General features: G+C 43.9%; 16 protein-coding genes. 10 read left to right on the top strand and 6 right to left on the bottom strand.

Going from position 1 to position 16,435, the window contains the following annotated elements:
* The first annotated feature begins 88 nt into the window (after positions 1 to 88).
* Positions 89 to 703 (top strand): TetR/AcrR family transcriptional regulator, encoded by a 615-nt coding sequence (locus tag ACXAFJ_RS14130; protein WP_475324299.1) that lies wholly within the window; start codon positions 89 to 91, stop codon positions 701 to 703.
* A 160-nt stretch (positions 704 to 863) separates the two neighbouring features.
* Positions 864 to 1,700, top strand: a complete 837-nt coding sequence (locus ACXAFJ_RS14135) for an MBL fold metallo-hydrolase (protein ID WP_475324301.1) — start codon at positions 864 to 866, stop codon at positions 1,698 to 1,700.
* 101 nt (positions 1,701 to 1,801) lie between these two features.
* Here the strand turns inward: ACXAFJ_RS14135 and ACXAFJ_RS14140 are convergent, their stop codons facing one another.
* The gene (locus tag ACXAFJ_RS14140; RefSeq protein ID WP_475324302.1) at positions 1,802 to 3,430 is read right to left on the bottom strand and encodes a methyl-accepting chemotaxis protein; all 1,629 of its coding nucleotides are present in this window, start codon (positions 3,428 to 3,430) and stop codon (positions 1,802 to 1,804) included.
* A gap of 205 nt (positions 3,431 to 3,635) precedes the next feature.
* Between ACXAFJ_RS14140 and ACXAFJ_RS14145 the strand changes: the two genes are divergently transcribed.
* Together ACXAFJ_RS14145 and yegD are read left to right on the top strand one after the other, a co-directional pair.
* On the top strand, positions 3,636 to 4,229 hold the full coding sequence (locus ACXAFJ_RS14145) for an EF-hand domain-containing protein (RefSeq protein ID WP_475324304.1): 594 nt from the start codon (positions 3,636 to 3,638) through the stop codon (positions 4,227 to 4,229).
* A gap of 139 nt (positions 4,230 to 4,368) precedes the next feature.
* Complete coding sequence (yegD, locus tag ACXAFJ_RS14150; protein ID WP_475324305.1) at positions 4,369 to 5,721, top strand: molecular chaperone; 1,353 nt, start codon at positions 4,369 to 4,371, stop codon at positions 5,719 to 5,721.
* Between the two features lie 39 nt (positions 5,722 to 5,760).
* On the opposite strand, the gene ACXAFJ_RS14155 is transcribed toward yegD, so the two are convergent.
* Positions 5,761 to 6,279 carry a retropepsin-like aspartic protease family protein gene (locus tag ACXAFJ_RS14155; protein WP_475324306.1) on the bottom strand — a complete coding sequence of 173 codons (519 nt, stop codon included), beginning with the start codon at positions 6,277 to 6,279 and terminating at the stop codon, positions 5,761 to 5,763.
* Between the two features lie 197 nt (positions 6,280 to 6,476).
* On the opposite strand from ACXAFJ_RS14155, the gene ACXAFJ_RS14160 reads away from it, so the two are divergent.
* The 5 genes from ACXAFJ_RS14160 to ACXAFJ_RS14180 all read left to right on the top strand — a co-directional run bounded on the left by ACXAFJ_RS14160 (position 6,477) and on the right by ACXAFJ_RS14180 (position 10,646).
* Positions 6,477 to 6,899, top strand: coding sequence for a gamma-glutamylcyclotransferase family protein (locus ACXAFJ_RS14160; protein ID WP_475324307.1), 423 nt, complete (start codon positions 6,477 to 6,479; stop codon positions 6,897 to 6,899).
* 150 nt (positions 6,900 to 7,049) lie between these two features.
* Positions 7,050 to 7,262 (top strand): hypothetical protein, encoded by a 213-nt coding sequence (locus ACXAFJ_RS14165; protein ID WP_475324309.1) that lies wholly within the window; start codon positions 7,050 to 7,052, stop codon positions 7,260 to 7,262.
* A gap of 158 nt (positions 7,263 to 7,420) precedes the next feature.
* Entirely contained in the window at positions 7,421 to 8,761 is a 1,341-nt protein-coding gene (locus ACXAFJ_RS14170) for an aspartate aminotransferase family protein (RefSeq protein WP_475324310.1), read from the top strand.
* Positions 8,751 to 9,635, top strand: a complete 885-nt coding sequence (locus ACXAFJ_RS14175) for a beta-keto acid cleavage family enzyme (RefSeq protein WP_475324312.1) — start codon at positions 8,751 to 8,753, stop codon at positions 9,633 to 9,635. Before ACXAFJ_RS14170 ends, ACXAFJ_RS14175 begins: the two co-directional genes overlap by 11 nt.
* Positions 9,636 to 9,671: 36 nt before the next feature.
* The gene (locus tag ACXAFJ_RS14180; RefSeq protein WP_475324313.1) at positions 9,672 to 10,646 is read left to right on the top strand and encodes a TAXI family TRAP transporter solute-binding subunit; all 975 of its coding nucleotides are present in this window, start codon (positions 9,672 to 9,674) and stop codon (positions 10,644 to 10,646) included.
* A gap of 76 nt (positions 10,647 to 10,722) precedes the next feature.
* Here ACXAFJ_RS14180 and ACXAFJ_RS14185 read toward each other — a convergent pair whose 3' ends face one another.
* Complete coding sequence (locus tag ACXAFJ_RS14185) at positions 10,723 to 11,580, bottom strand: AraC family transcriptional regulator (protein ID WP_475324314.1); 858 nt, start codon at positions 11,578 to 11,580, stop codon at positions 10,723 to 10,725.
* 189 nt (positions 11,581 to 11,769) lie between these two features.
* On the opposite strand from ACXAFJ_RS14185, the gene ACXAFJ_RS14190 reads away from it, so the two are divergent.
* Entirely contained in the window at positions 11,770 to 13,899 is a 2,130-nt protein-coding gene (locus ACXAFJ_RS14190) for a TonB-dependent siderophore receptor (RefSeq protein WP_475324316.1), read from the top strand.
* Positions 13,900 to 14,088: 189 nt separating this feature from the next.
* Here the strand turns inward: ACXAFJ_RS14190 and ACXAFJ_RS14195 are convergent, their stop codons facing one another.
* The 3 genes from ACXAFJ_RS14195 to ACXAFJ_RS14205 form a co-directional block, all read right to left on the bottom strand.
* Complete coding sequence (locus ACXAFJ_RS14195; protein WP_475324317.1) at positions 14,089 to 14,862, bottom strand: sulfite exporter TauE/SafE family protein; 774 nt, start codon at positions 14,860 to 14,862, stop codon at positions 14,089 to 14,091.
* A gap of 146 nt (positions 14,863 to 15,008) precedes the next feature.
* A complete protein-coding gene (locus tag ACXAFJ_RS14200) occupies positions 15,009 to 15,407 on the bottom strand; it encodes an OsmC family protein (RefSeq protein ID WP_475324319.1) in 399 nt (132 codons plus the stop codon).
* 29 nt (positions 15,408 to 15,436) lie between these two features.
* Positions 15,437 to 16,417, bottom strand: coding sequence for a Gfo/Idh/MocA family protein (locus ACXAFJ_RS14205; protein ID WP_475324320.1), 981 nt, complete (start codon positions 16,415 to 16,417; stop codon positions 15,437 to 15,439).
* Positions 16,418 to 16,435: the final 18 nt, after the last annotated feature.

Here is a 16,435-nt window from a genome sequence, read left to right on the forward strand (position 1 = left end):
AACCCGATAATTCACGCTCAAAATAAGACACATCTTGAGGTTTTTGGCACAATACGACTAGGCTTGATACGACAACTTATATTGCACAGTGGAAAACAAACTCACCCTTACACAAAAAAAACGCATCGCGATAATTGAAGCCGCGATTGAAGCTTTCGCTCTTAATGGTGTTCAGGGCACCAGTATGGATAAACTGGCCAAGCACGCGGGTGTCTCTAAACGTACCATATACAATCACTTTGAATCTAAAGAACATCTAGTGATTTTCCTGCTAGGTGAATTGTGGCGCCGAGCGCTCGTCGATAACCACTATGATTACTGCAATCAAACGTCACTAGAGTCACAATTACAAAGCTTGTTAAAACAGGAAATCGACTTTTTGTCCTCTCAACAATACATCGATTTGGCTCGTGTCGCCTGTGACTACTTGTTCAAAGAACCCAGTCTAATGCAAGAAGAACTGGCCAAATTTGCCAATCATCAAACTGCGCTTTTTCGCTGGATTGACGCTGCCGTCGCTGACAATAAGCTGGTAAATATCGACGTGGACTTTGCTAAAGAGCAGCTGCACGCGGTAATTAAAGGCAATGTCATGTATCCGCAAATGATGCACCTAAAACCCGGCTTAACGGAAGAAAAGAAGAGCAAGTTAGTTTCAGAGACTTGCCAAATGTTCTTAGCGCGTTATCAAGCAAAGCCTTAAGCTCCAATCGACTCGGTACACGTTTCAAATAAGCAGCCCTAAAAATGAAGCATTCTAAGCCGTGATTTGGTAGATTTAGGAGCATATGCTCTAAGTCACTGTTCTAGTGAACACTAATCGCTTTTCTCAAAGATAAATAAACTTCATTTTTAAGTGGTATATGGAATTAAAAGTACTAGTAGATAACAACACCATTATTGACCGATATTTTTTGGCGGAACCGGGGGTGTCATACCTAATTCTCGACGGTGACAAAAAAATCCTGTTTGACACCGGATACTCAGATGTCTTCATCGAAAATGCTCAAAAACTGGGTGAAACACTATTGGATTTGGATTGCCTAGTATTGTCACATGGTCACAATGACCACACAGGGGGAATACCGCATCTAACCAAGAAACTAGCAGAAGCAAAAACATTCGGTTTGCCACATAAAGATCCTGTGATGGTCGCCCATACTTCTGCCTTCGCCCACAAGGACTACTATGGTGAAGACATAGGTTCACCTGTCACAAAAGAGCAAGCGGGTCGAAGTTTTGAATTGCGACTCACGAATGAACCACAATGGTTAACAGAAAACCTTGTATTCCTTGGTGAGATACCAAGAAACAATGACTTCGAAGGACGCGAAGAAATAGGACACTGTGAGTGTCACGGTAAGATGATCTCAGACACCGTACTAGATGACAGTGCCCTAGCATACAAGGCACAAGAAGGCTTGGTCATCATAACAGGATGCTCTCATGCTGGAATCTGCAATATTATCGAATACGCTAAGTCAGTTTGCCAAGACCAAAGGTTAGTGGATGTGATTGGCGGCTTTCACCTTTTGGAACCCACCGAAAATCAGGCAAAAGGAACGCTAGAGTACTTTAAAAACCAGACGTTTCATAAGATACACCCAAGTCACTGTACTAGCCTTGAGTATAAAATTAAGCTTTCCCAGGTTCAAAACGTCCAAGAAGTGGGTGTCGGAATGACTTTGACATTCGATTAAACCCGCATCAGTTCACCGACGTGATGGGAGTTAATTCCAACGGGATGTTAGACAAAAATGAACCGGCAGGCGGCCGGTTCTTTCTGTAGTCTACTTACGACTTAATTGGCATGGCTAAACTTATCTAATGTGGATTTAATACCACCTGCCATTTGGCTCATGTCTTTCGATATCTTCGAGCTGTCCATAATTTTCTGACTCGAATTGGCTAGCATTTGTGATAGAAACTCTTGAGCGTCTCTGAGTTCTTGAATTGCTGTAACTTGCTCATTGATTAACGATGACACTTCGTTTTGCTGGGTAACAGTTGTCCCGACTGACGCCGAAATCATCTCGATATTTGAGGCGGTCTCTTTACTTCTTTCTCGGCTTACCTCAACTTCTTTTTGCAGTAATTCGGCCGATTTCACTGCACTTTCCACCCGTTCAGTCAAGCTAGACAATAGACCACTGATTTCTTCCGTTGATTCATTGGTTCGGCTCGCGAGTGTCCTTACTTCATCGGCAACCACCGCAAAACCGCGACCTTGTTCACCAGCACGCGCGGCTTCTATCGCAGCATTGAGTGCAAGCAAATTGGTTTGCTCAGCAATACCTTGAATCACATCTATAATGTTGTAAACCTGCTGCGCGACCGAGCTGAGTTGTTCAATGTTTTCAGAAACCTTTTGAGATTCACTTGCCGCGTTATCTACCGCTTTCAGATTTTGGTCGACTGTCGTTAAACCATTATCGGCATTGGTTTGATTTTCCTGAGCCGAGTTTACGGTCTGCTCTACCACAGAAGCTACACGCTCAAATGAATGTACCAAGTTGTCAGAAATTTGCATAATGGCTTGGTATTTTTGCTGCTCTTCGTCGTGAGTAGAGTTCACTTCTTTAGAGAGGTCACCCACTTGCGCGGACAACTGACCGATAGTGTCGGCACTGGTCTTTAAACCTTTGACCACTGAACTCAAAGAGTGGCGCATCATCTGAATATTTCTAGCCAGCACGCCAATTTCACTGTCGTTGACCAGTTTGTCGATTTCGTGGTCGTCTTCCAAATCGCCTTCGCCAGTTTTTTGGCTGGTTTTGACCAAGAATTCAAGAGGCTGGACTATGCTGCGCTTAATGAACATGGAGAAAATCAGGATAACGATGATACCGACTAACGATGTCGATGCCACTGTCTTCTCTAGCGATGTAATGTTTTCCACTGAGACGCCCGCGTAATACAACACCGCTTTATGCATCGCAACTAAGGTTTGATGATTGGCCAACATAAATTCATCGACTTGCTGCTCTGGTGGTTTTTCTTTGAAGTCCAGCATGGCAAATGCCAAAGCCTTTTGCTTGTTCCAAAGCGATTCCACTTCCAACAACATTGATTTGAACTTTTGGTCTTCGGTATCAGCGAGCGTGATGGCATTTTTCATCGGCAAATCACTGAACGAACCACCACCGTTTTTCAATGCCGCCAACGACATCTCATACAGTTTAATGGTGTTGTCATAGTTCAGAGCTGCATGCTGAGATTTGTGCCCTTCATAAACGGACAGCATGACTTCACTGGCAAACTTTTTGGTCAACATTCGTTGTCGACCCGCAACGTTGATGACGGTCCCATCTTGTTTGTTTTGCTCTAGGATGACCACCACATCAGCGGCTATGAAAGTCATCACAGCAATAACAACACCCAGAATTAACATCAGCCGTTTGGATACGCTCAATCTGCTTATTATTTCCATTTTATTCCATACCTAGCCCATTACCTTTCTCAAGTGTAGAAGAAGATTAGAATTTTGGTTTAATCAACGGCTAAAACTCAAATTTTTACTGAGTTCATCTAAATTTTTTCACGCTGATTCGTTAGCCATTTTATTGGAGTGAGTTTTTTATCAATAACAAGCTACACTTAATCCAAGAGCAAATTTAACGTTTGAGGAAACAGTCATGCACAAATCACTCTGTTTATTGTTTTGTTTCACGGTTTCAGTAGCGCCACTTTCGGCTATTAGCCAAGAGGTGGACGACGATACTGGAGAAGATGACGTTATTGAAGAAGTAAATCCGGGAAGTAAAACACCGCCCGACTTTGGTGAGTTGGATACAAATGGTGATGGTGAGGTTACACCTGATGAATTTGACGCGTTTAGATCAGCGGCTAAAAGTGATGAAGGCGAAAATGGAGAGGAAAACAGCGAACAGGAGTCTGGGCAAACAAACAACTTAAGCGCTTTTGCATCATTTGATAGAGATCGCGATGGTGTGGTGACAGAGGAAGAGTTGGCTGCTCATCCAAAGTACTCAAATCCAGGTAATGGTACCGGTGAGCTACAACTCGGCCGGGACGATGAAGACGAGCCTGCTGCTCCTGCGTCTGATCGTCGCGGTGGTAACACTAATAGTGGTAACGGCGGTGGTAACGGTGGCGGTAACGGCGGCGGTAACGGCGGCGGTAACGGCGGCGGTAACGGCGGCGGTAATGGCGGCGGTAATGGCGGCGGTAATGGCGGCGGTAATGGCGGCGGTAGAGGAAGAGGTTAACGACTCCAATCAAGTTAATAACGAAGGCAACCTAACCGGTTGCCTTCTTTGATTTTTGCCATTCAATAAAATTTATGGCTTTTGTTCATAGAGTTAGATAGTATCTCCGACCTTTTTTTCGCAGGTGGTGAGGTTGAATATGTTCATAGGTTTTGATTACGGCACGGCAAACTGCTCAGTTGCCGCAATGTTAAATGGTCAACCAGAGCTTATCGAGCTTGAAGGCAGCAATGTTTATTTGCCGTCAACCGTAGCGGCCCCTACTCGCGAGTCTATCGCTGAACATTTGTTTCGACACAGCCAAATAAAGCCCCTCGATTCATTAGGTGAACAGTGTTTACGTCGAGCAATTGCCAGAAACCAAGATGAGGGTGTCGATTTACATAGAGATGACCTTGTCTTTGGTCGCGCAGCACTGGAGTTGTACCTCGATGACCCGCGAGAGGTGTATTACGTCAAATCGCCAAAGTCTTTTTTAGGGGCCACCGGCCTACACGATACACAGTTACAGTTTTTTGAAGATTTGGTGTGCTCAATGATGTACCGCATTAAGTCTCAAGCAGAAAGTCGACTAAATCAAGACATTACTCAAGCCATGATAGGCAGACCAATCAATTTTCATGGTCGGGGCGGTGAATTGTCGAACTCACAGGCCCAAAATATTCTACAGAGAGCGGCTACCCGTGCTGGCTTTAAACAAGTCGAGTTTCAGTTTGAACCAGTCGCCGCTGGATTGGATTACGAATCAACCTTAAGCGAAAACAAAAAAGTACTCGTAGTTGATATAGGCGGTGGTACTACCGACTGCTCAATAATCGAAATGGGACCAAAATGGCAAGGTAAACTCAACCGTGAAGGCTGTTTGCTAGCACACAGCGGGCAAAGAGTTGGTGGTAACGATTTGGATATTTCTCTCGCGTTTAAAACTTTAATGACACCTTTTGGACTAAATAGCGCGCTCAAAAATGGGTTAACTGCGCCGGTTACCCAATTTTGGAATCCCATTGCCATTAACAATCTTGAAGCGCAAAATGACTTCTATCAATTGAATAATTTGAAAGAACTCAAACGATTACAACAAGAAGCAGTTGAACCAGAAAAACTTGAAAGGCTACTTGAGGTCTACCAACGTACTCTGGGGCACAGTTTAGTCAGTCACTCTGAAAACGCGAAAATTCAGCTTAGTTCCAAGCAGAAGGCATTAGTCGCGATTGTTCTCGAAAACGAATCTTTGTCCATCGAAGTATCTGAATCACAGATGAGAGAAGCGATAGTGGAACCGCAACTCAAAATGGTAAATCTAGTAAAAGAAGCAATAAACCAAGCGCAGACCACACCTGATGTTATCTATATTACCGGTGGTTCGGCGCGGTCAAACGTTCTGCGTGAAGCGGTTCAACAGGCGGTGCCCCATGTTCCATTGGCAAGCGGTAACTACTTCGGCTCAGTCACCGCCGGGCTGGCACGTTGGGCACAAGTGGTATTTGCCTAAGGGTATTTCGTCAGAGTTATTTGCTTAAGGTATTTTGATTTAAGGTCTAAGCGTTAACACCAGTTGATCGCGGGTTTGGGTAAAATCCAATTGGCGTAGTGCGCTCATACCCAACAAAATACCCTCCCCTTGTAACCCCGGAGTGATTGCCGCATCGACGTTGTATAACTCGATCGGTCCCATCGCTAAAGAGTCGAGATTAGTATCGTAAGCGTGAGTGGTACCGTTGGCGGTACTCACCAAATAGCGTTGACCTTTTGGTAGGTTAAGTCGGTCAGCCACTTGCTCAGGGATCGCGACAGAGGTTGCACCGGTATCCAGCATAAAGATCACCTCTTGACCATTGATTTTGCCCGTCATGACGTAGTGACCTTGACGGTTTTGTCGCAATACGATCGATGGCTGCGCACCCTGTTGAGTTTGAATAGTCTGGTTGGGATTGTACTGACGTTCTAACTTGTCATCGAAATACTGATAAAACAGAAACATAGCAATGGCCCAAAAGGCAAACCAAAAACCTTTACCTAATCGTTTAACCCCTGAGTTTTCGTATGACATCACTTCTCCCAAAATCTTGGCCACAGGCGTAACCATATCAATTGAACTTCTATACGTCACTAGCCATCAATTGTTGCAGCTCTTGGATTCAATTACTAAAGGACAACTTGTAATAAAAGATAACTTGGTGATAGGGTCTATAATTCGGCTTAACGCAGAGTTATACCTAAATTACTCTAATAACTGAAAGGATGACCATGGATAAGGTATTTGTTTTTGGCACTCTAAAAGAAGGATTTCCTAACTTTCACAAAAACGCCGGAAAGCGTTTTAGAAAAGGGTTTGAAACCAGCGAACGTTATCCACTTTATTTGGTCGGAGAACGTCATGCTCCTTGGATGGTTATCTCTGCTGGACAAGGTTACAAGGTCCACGGCCAAGTATTTGATGTTGATAGCAATGCGCTTGCTGTACTTGACGATCTTGAACGCGTGACCGAAGCCGATGGATATCGCCGTGTCATCATTCAGGTACGTTGTCTGGAATCGGGTGAAACCTTTGATGCTTATGTTTATGGTAAAACACCGCATCAACTTCATACTGCAGATATCAGGCTAGAACTGATTAGCGACTATACCCTCGATCACGCAGAGTTTTACAAGAATCGTTCACCTGCGTGAGTTTTTACCACGCAATATTCAGCAAGTTGCTTAATTGATGTTATAATCAATATACGTTAGCAACTTAAAATAATAACTACTGGCGCATAAAGCGCCTGAATTTCAAACGTTAAATTGGCTTCAACTTTCTTTTGAAATTGGAGACCTTATATGCAGTTTTTTACCTTTGTCCCTCAGTCGTTAACAACTTCAGAGGAGATTCAAAACCCAAACCGTCAATCGAGTGAAATAGACGAACGAGAAATCGAGCGGCAGCGATTGGTGAAAGTGGCTCAAGAGCTTGGTTACGATTGCTCCAAAGATTTGCAAAATCCTCCTTCGATTGACACCCAAACAAATCTATTGAGCTGGTTACACAAATAGCCAGCAAGCTACTAATATATATAACAATTATCAGCGCAAGAAACACCAATCACTAGCACACCAAAAAATGCGTCATGGTGACGCATTTTTGCTCGAATCTTATTCGTTCGGAAGCCATCTTATAGTCAGTTTAACCAGCCGTTATAAGAGTACATCCGATGAGTAACATTCTGCATCGCCATTGCCATGTCACCCCGACACACGCTGTCTCAGGAGATGGCATCTACATTATCGACCAACATAAAAATCAATATATTGATGCCTGTGGCGGAGCTGCAGTTTCAAATATTGGACACAATAATCAAAGTGTTAAAGCTGCGATACAAGAGCAACTCACTACTCTTCCCTACGCACACAGTGGCTTTTTCACCACATCAGCAGCAGAAACATTGGCATCTAAACTATGTGACTTTGCACCAGAGAACTTCAATCATGTTTATCTAGTCTCTGGCGGCTCAGAAGCGGTTGAGTCTGCATTAAAAATGGCAAGACAGTACTTCTGGGAACGAGGGCAAACCTCTAAATCTCTGTTTATCGCGCGCAAGCAAAGCTATCACGGCAATACCCTTGGCGCGTTGGCAGTCGGTGGAAACCAATGGCGAAAAGTTCCATTTGATCCCATTTTGATGCCAAGTCATCACATCACGGCATTCTATCCGTATCGCTTCAAACAAAGTGATGAAACCATTGAGGCGTATTCGCTACGTGCCGCTAACGAGTTAGAGCAAAAGATAATTGAGCTGGGTGCAGAAAACGTTGCCGGTTTTGTTGCTGAACCTATCGTTGGCGCCACCGCCGGGTGCATACCTGCAAATGCGATTTACTTTAAGCGAATCCGAGAAATATGCGATAAACATGACGTGTTGCTCATTCTTGATGAAGTTATGTGCGGCGTAGGTCGAACCGGAACTTTTTTTGCTTTTGAACAAGATGATATTGTGCCTGACATGGTTACCCTAGCCAAAGGCTTAGCAGCCGGCTATCAACCAATTGGTGCCGTTATGGTGAATGACAAAGTGTACGATGCATTACACTCTGGCTCCGGTTTCTTCCAACATGGGCATACCTTTATGGCCCACCCCGCTGCGTGTGCTGCCGCCGTCGCAACTCTTGACTTTATTGAGGCTAATCAGCTGATTGAGCGATGTCGAACGAAAGGAATCGTGCTGCATGAATTACTTCACACCGCTTTGGATAACAATCCCTATGTGGGTGATATAAGAGGTCGCGGTTTGTTTGTTGGTATTGAATTAGTTCAAGATAAACTGACCAAACAAGCTTTTCCATCTTCATTACAGCTAGATAAACAACTTAAGCAAAAAGCTATGCGTAACGGCTTAATGATTTACCCAATGTCCGGCACCATTGATGGTAAGTCGGGCTGCCACATATTACTGGCGCCACACTACATTTCGACTGAACTTGAATTGCAAACCATTGTCGAATTGTTAACCGTGACCATTCAACAAGTCACGGATGAGGTGCTAAATGTTAGATAAGCTCTTACAAAATGGATACCTTGCTGACACGAATGCTGATTTAGACCCAGGTATTATCGTTGCTCCAAATGGTGCACGTTTAACACAACAGCACCATCCTAAACTTCCTATTACTCCAGAGCAGCTGGCAATTGAAGCTGAGCAGTGCCAGAAAGCTGGTGCAGCCATGATTCATTTGCACGCCAGAGATTCAAGTGGTCGCCATTCTCTTGAAATATCTGACAACCAGGCAGCTTATCAAGCCGTTAAGCAGCGCGTTGGTGACACCTTGTTGGTTCAAATGACAACCGAAGCAGTCGGTATGTATCAACCCGAACAGCAAATGGCGCTGGTCAAAGCCTTAAAACCGGAAGCCGCTTCTTTTGCGCTGCGAGAACTCATCCCCAATAAAGATTCGATTGAAAACGCGAGCGAGTTTTTTCACTGGGTCGCAGATCACAACATTTTGTCACAATATATTATTTACAGTGCGAAGGAGCTAGAAACCTACTATCACTATGTAAGTGAGGGGTGGCTACCAAACTACAATCATCACCTGCTGATTGTTCTAGGAAGACACAACACAGATCTTGAGTCTAACCCTAATGAAATCATACCGTTTCTGAAGGTCGGGCTGGATAAACTTCCCTGTCGATGGGCGCTTTGCGCTTTTGGGAAACGTGAATTTCAATGCTTAGCAACGGCGGCATTGTTGGGTGGCGATGTAAGAATAGGATTCGAAAATAATATCAAGGACAAATACGGTAACTTTGCGTCCGATAACAGATCTCAGGTGCTGTCATTGCTTGAAATTTTTCAATCACTTAACATACGCCCGCTGGAAACGACTAAGTTTAGGGAGCAATTGCAGCTTAAACCGACGTGTTTTCAATAGGAATAACTATAGTCACAATAAAACAAAGGAAGGATCATGAAACATTTAAAATCAATGGTCACTGCTGCTGGTACAGCATCTTTGCTAGCTCTTACCTCTTTTGGCGCGCAAGCTAACACTTTCGTTACTATCGGTACTGGTGGTGTTACTGGTGTTTACTACCCAACGGGTGGTTCTATCTGTCGCCTAGTGAACAAAAACCGTTCAGAGCACGGCATTCGCTGTTCAGTTGAAAGTACTGGTGGTTCAATCTACAACATCAACACGATTCGTGCTGGTGAGCTAGATATGGGTATCGCTCAGTCTGATTGGCAGTACCACGGTTACAATGGTACGAGCAAATTCGCAGAGCAAGGTGCATTCAAAGAGCTTCGTGCGGTATTCTCTGTTCACCCAGAACCGTTCACAGTTGTAGCTCGTGCAGACTCAGGAATCAAAACTTTTGAAGACCTAAAAGGCAAGCGCGTAAACATTGGTAACCCTGGCTCTGGTCAGCGCGGTACAATGGAAGTGCTAATGGAAGCTTACGGTTGGACTAACGATGACTTCAAACTTGTTTCTGAGCTAAAAGCTGCTGAGCAGTCTAAAGCACTTTGTGATAACAAGATTGACGCTATGGTTTACGTTGTAGGTCACCCATCAGGTGCAATCAAAGAAGCAACGACTTCTTGTGATAGCGTAATCGTAACTGTAGCTGGCGAAAAAGTTGACGGTATCATCGATGCAAACAGCTTCTACCGTACAGCAACAGTACCAGGCGGTATGTACAACGGTAACGACGCAGATACTGCTACGTTCGGTGTTGGTGCAACATTTGTATCTTCAACTAGCGTTCCAGAAGACGTTATCTACCACGTAGTGAAGTCAGTATTCGAAAACTTCGATACGTTTAAGAAACTACACCCAGCATTCGCTAACCTGAAGAAAGAAGAAATGATTTCTGACGGTCTTTCTGCTCCTCTTCACCCAGGTGCAGCTAAATACTACAAAGAAGCAGGCCTTCTGAAGTAAGTAATTTGCATAATTAGCTGAATATTAGCTTTAAAAACAGCGCCCTTAGGGGCGCTGTTTTATTTTGGATGATTAGTTAGTTTCTTGAAGAGAGTGAACGACCTGGCGAGGTACCAAAAGTACGTTTAAATGCGGTAATAAAATTTGAACAATGATCGTAACCCGCTATATACGCAGCTTCAGAAACCGACGCACCTTGTTCTTCAATCGCAAATTTTGCTTTAGATAGGTTTTTCACCCGCAAGTATTTCACGATGCTGATTCCTAACTCTTTACTCGCCGTTCGCTGTAAAGATGAAACACTCATGTTCAATTCAGCTGCAATTTCAGTTAGCGGCATATTGTCTGCCAAATCAGAATCAAGTAACAGCTTAAGCCGTTCTGATTTATTCGTAACCGAGCGATGTCGCTTACTTTCAGGTTTATCTAGGTTTTCGACTAACGATTCCCATAATGCCAAAGACACTCCCTCTTTCATTAAGGTATCAGAGTGGCCGTTGCCTTCATAAGAGTTCATTGTTTCAACCAAATTACCTAAAGAGCTGCCTAACCGCCAAGATCGAGTGTTCAAGTGCTTGTTAAGAAAGCTATCTATAATTTGACCATTCTCATCATCTAGCTGCTTATCTATCCAAGAATGGTCAAGCATAATTACAGTACTACGATTCCGTACACCTTCAAAAGCACTACCCTTAATGTCACAAGTCTGGTCAAGCACTATGGAGTGCGCTTCAATTTGGGAATTGTTTCGATAACTGGGATTTGGCAAATCAAAGCCACCACCATAATTCAGTCCATATTGTCCTTCTAAGGGTACCGCAATGATCACTGTTGGGCTTAGTTGGCTTTCATAACTCACTGACTTAGTTCGAACAATATCTTTATTGTGGTAAATCACCCCTGAAGGAAGAGTCACGTCATCGACTTTACCCACAAAATTCCTAAAGATAGTTTTTTCGGCATTTTGATAGTTACCATTTCGAATAAACAATTAGAACCTCAACTGACCAGTTCGCAAAAAAAATTGGTTAGAACGCAGAAAACGTCCCTGAACACCGCTGCTATAGTGCACAACGATTTTTGATAATGCAAATAGTTCTCATTTTAGTAGTAGGAGTCAGATTTGAGTTACCTAAGTATTCCCCTCAAACCTTCAACGCTTGCAGTTGCACTCAGTACAGCGCTTACTGCGACCGCCATCAACGCACAAGAAAGTGATGAAAAAATCACAGTTTACGGCAATGCACTGTATGACATGGCTTCATCAGAAGAAACTGGAGGTTATGCAGTCGATTCAGCAACAGTTGGTACAAAGACACCCGCTGATTTACGGGACATCCCACAGTCAGTAACGGTATTGACCAATGATTACATCGAAGAAAGAAATTTTGTCGCACTTGATGACTTAGCAAAAAACACTCCTGCCTTAGTCACACAATCAAATGACAGCGGTCGTTCATCAATATTTTCACGTGGTTACGAATATGATGAACTGAATGTCAACGGATTACCTTCTCCAATGAGTAGTATTCAAGGAAACTTACCTTCACTTGCCGCAGTAGATCGAGTCGAAATCATGCGAGGTCCTTCTGGGCTGTTTAACAGTACCAGTGAACTTGGTGGCATTGTGAATATAGTATTGAAAAAGCCGACAGAAGAATTCCAAGGTTCAGCTACGGCAAAGTATGGTTCTTGGAACCGTCATTATGTTGAAGGAGATATCTCTGGCTCTCTCAGTGACTCTGGCACTGTAAGAGCTCGTGTCGTGGCTTCTAACGGCCAAATCCGCAATCATGTAAAAGATAACGACAACTTAAACAACAATTTATATGCCGTTGTGGATGCAGATCTGTCCGAAAATACGCTGCTTTCTACTTACCTCCTTTATAACACGAAAGAACTGACGCCATACAGTGGCCTACCTGTGGGGGCTGATGGCGAGCTGCTTGATGTAGATGTATCAACATTCCTTGGCAGTAGCTGGGACCTATTTGAGTCGGACACCCTAGATTTTGGTTCATCACTTAAACACCGATTTGAAAATGGCGGTGTTGGTCAGTTCTCTTTCCGCTACGTTGATCATAACTACGACAGTGAGCAGGCGATTACTAACTCACGTGTTGGAAATGATGGTGCAATCACTATGACCTATTATGGTCAAAAAGGTGGTTTCAAAAGCCTTTCATTGGACACGAATTACAGTCAAACCTTTAAGTTCTTTGGGAATGTAAGTGAGTTCGTTGCCGGTGCTGATTTCAAAAACTACGATAGCGAACGTGCCGATCTCTGGGATGCCGATAGATTTGGAAACCCAATAAATTACCCTCTTCAAAATGGTAACCTATACACTCATAATCCGGGTGCGATTAGTAAGCCCAACGCTGATTTAGGCACACCAGACAATTCGCTATCTCGCGAATTTGGATTGTATGCAAAAGGATCTTGGAGACTATTTGAACCCCTCACCATTATTACTGGTGCTCGTCTAAGTTGGCACAAAACGGATATCGATAATGCGACAGGTACTGATTACTCAAAAAGTGAAGACGCTACGTTTACCCCTTATGCGGGTATATTGTTTGAACTCACTCACGCTCATACCGCTTACTTGAGCTATTCTGAAGTATTCAAGCCTCAGACAGAAACTGACTCTAACGGCAAAATGTTTGACCCAAGAGAAGGGCAGCAGTTCGAAGTTGGGCTTAAGTCGAGCTTGTTCGGCGATATGCTAAACAGCCGAGTATCTGTATTTCAACTGACCGACGAAAACCGAGTTTACCAAGACGCAATGAGAAATAATCTTGCTGGCGGTAAGGTCGAGGTCAATGGTTTCGAACTAGAGGTAATGGGTGAAATCACTGAAAACTGGATGGCAATGCTCGGATATAGCCATATCGATATCAATGAAGTATTCGGGCCTGAAAATGCCAGATTGGGCATGATACCTTCTGATACTGTCAACCTGTGGTCGGACTATCATTTAGCTAGCCTAGTTGATGGCTTACACGTTGGCTTTGGTGCTACTTACACCAGCGAAGTTGAATTTGTTGGTCGCGGTGTTGATAACAACCAAAACCCGGTCACAGTTTATGGCGCTGCCATCCGTTACGAAATCAGCGATAAGCTCAGCTCCGCTCTGAATGTTTACAACCTAACAGATGAAAAATACTACAACCGAGTTGCGGGTCCCACAACATTTAACATGTACGCTCCACCAGTTAACTTTATGGCGAGTCTGAACTACAAGTTCTAACCAAGCTCCAACGTTCTTTATTGGATGGGAGGGTTTCCCTCCCGTTATCACCAAAATTACAAAGCCTTGTTGAGCCTTGGTTTAGTTTATAACGGTGAGCTAGCGGATTACCTGGTCCTAAATTGTCCGCAATGGAGGCTATAACGCCTCCCTTTTTGATTCAAACTAGAATAGCCGCTATCAAAACCACTAAGCGTAAACATCGTAAAAGAAATATCCCGTTAGTAACACGCTAGATGTAAGTACAAAGTTTCTAACTAAGTTAAGTGAGAGCTTCTGAGAATATTTCGCCGCAATAAAGCCACCGATCAATGCCCCGATAAGTACGACTCCACCTTTAACCCAGTCGATGTACCCCATAGTCGCAAATATCACTACCGCAATGAGCGCCACTGCCGAAGACACCAACAGCTTAATTCCATTCATTATGTGGATGTGCTGATGCCCAATAATTGCCAGATAACCCAACACAATTACGCCTAAACCTGCGTTGAAGTAGCCCCCATAGGCACTAACAATAACCAAACCCAACTTACCCCAGATACTAAATAATTTGGGACGCCCAGGCTCATTGTTTTTGCTGCCAAATATTCGGTCAAAACACAGGGTAAGCTGTTTGGGGAACGCAAAAAGCAAAGTGGCGATCAGTAACAACCACGGAATCAAGGATTCAAATACATCAGCGGGCACATAAACCAGTAGAAAAGCACCAATAATGCCGCCGAGAGTACTGAGAGCAATGTAGGTTTTGGAATTCTCAGAGCTTTGTTTGAGTGTATCCTTAAATCCGATTGCGCCACTCACGTAGCCAGCGCTCACTGCGAAAGTGTTGGTTGCGTTGGCAACCACAGGAGGAAGACCGGCCCACATCAATGCTGGAAATGAAATGAAGCTGCCGCCACCGGCAATTGAATTGAGTATGCCACTTACCACACCGGCTAGTGCCAACAACGCTAAGTCCATTTATAACTCGTTGATTATTTTACTGTAGAGGGAGAATCGCACTCAGTGGAGGAATTTCCTATTCCACCTTGGTCGATATTAGATTGAAAGCTTGCACAAATACAAAAAAGCCGAGGTTCTCCCCGGCTTAGCGCTTAGTTTTGGAATCAGACGATCGCCCAAGAGTGAGTCATCTTAACGCCCTCACCCAACATTAAACAAACCGAGCAGTATTTTTGCAATGAGTCTGCCGTCACCTGCTCTACTATTTTAGAGTCCAAATCTTCACCACTTATCTCAAAGTGAATATTAATCGCGGTAAACAGTTTTGGAGCCTGTTCCCTGCGCTCAGTTGTCAGCTTAGCGACACACCCAGAAGCGTTTTGATTGGCGGATTTCAAACCATCTATCACATCAACCGACGAACATCCACCAGCAGCCATTAACACCATTTCCATTGGGCTAGGACCAGTTTTACCACCGTCGCCATCCATCTGTACGGTTTGGCCAGACGTAGTTTCACCTTGAAAAACAAAATCATTTGACCATGTGACTTGTGCTTGCATGCGATTCTCCAATACAACAAGTAGGATTATTACTCGGCATCAAATGGGAACTTGACCCCAGTTTGACGACGAATTTCATCGAGGAGACTAGCAATAATCAGGGTTCTCGTCTTGTCATTTGCATCAATCGTCCCATTTTTGACCTGCTCAGCAAACGCAAGCGCTTCGTAATACATTGGATTCAAATGCTGTTCCACTGACCAATCTTGTTTCTCCTGGCCTTTGGGATAAAAATCCAAACCACTCGCAAGGGAAATTAATGGGACCTGAATGGTGCCGTCTTCGCCTTGGAACTCACTAGCAAGGTATGAATCATGAGTTTTGGCGTGAGTGAGCACAACATCAAACCCTTCATAGTTAAGGATGACTGAACCGTTACCATCGACACCCGTTGGCAATAAATTGGCTGATGCCTGCAGTGATAGAGGCTCACCAAACAACTCAGCCGCGGCACCCACGCAGTAGTAGCCAATGTCCATTATCGAACCAGTGCCCATAGCTGGGTTGAAGATATTAGGCAGCTCACCGGCAAGCAACGCCGGGTATTTGGAAGAGTACTGACAATAGGTAATATAAGCTTTATGAAGTGTGCCTATCTCTGCCATCCGCTCTTTAAGCAGTTTAAAATTAGGCAAATAAGGGCTCACAAAGGCTTCAAATAATACAACCCGGTTTTGCTCTGCCACTTCAAAAAGCTCAATAACGTCTGACTTTCTGGTTGCCATGGGTTTTTCACAAATCACGTGTTTGCCAGATTCTAACAATCGTTTGGCTTGCGATGCGTGCAGAACATTAGGGCTGGCAACGTATACTGCATCAATTTCGTTACTTTCCGCTAATACGTCAACGTCAGTAAAATAAAGTTCCGCTGAATGCTTTGCTGCGTAAGTTTTAGCTTTTTCCTCAGTTCTTGAGTAAACCGCCTTTAGTTCAAATTCACCACTGAGCTTGGCAGCTTCTATGAACTGGTCGCAAATCCAACCAGATCCTATTGTCGCTAAACGAATCATTCTATACTTCCTTTCTTT

Source organism: Vibrio sp. ABH4_348, from assembly GCF_056159765.1.